The organism is Lacisediminihabitans profunda (genome assembly GCF_008040105.1).
Classification (GTDB): Bacteria; Actinomycetota; Actinomycetes; order Actinomycetales; family Microbacteriaceae; genus Lacisediminihabitans; species Lacisediminihabitans profunda.
In genome coordinates this window covers 1-305 of the sequence record NZ_VRMG01000149.1, presented here as the reverse complement: position 1 = coordinate 305, position 305 = coordinate 1, and the positions used below count along the sequence as shown (strand labels likewise).

1 protein-coding gene is annotated in these 305 nt (G+C 62.6%); it reads left to right on the top strand.

Features of this window, described 5'->3' with window-relative positions:
- The coding region (locus tag FVP33_RS19330; RefSeq protein ID WP_246142444.1) for an ABC transporter substrate-binding protein at positions 1–305 on the top strand (305 nt) is incomplete at both ends.

The following is a 305-nucleotide window of genomic DNA, read 5'->3' as shown; positions in this document are numbered from 1 at the left end:
CTCGGGGGACAGCGAGATCGCTATTTTGAACGCCGTCTACGATTATTTGATCGACACCGACGCCGCCTTCAATTTGGCGCCGCGCCTGGCTTCGTCCTGGGAGGTGAGCGATGACGGCCTGGCCTACACCCTGCATATCCGCCAAGACGCCGTCTTCCATGATGGCAGCCCGGTCACCGCTGACGATGTTCTCTGGACGCTTCAATGGCAGCTGGCGGCCGAAGGCACCGTCGCCAACCTGCTGGCTGATGCGGTCTCGGTCGAGACTGGCGCCGACAATACCGTCGTCATCACCCTGACCGCGC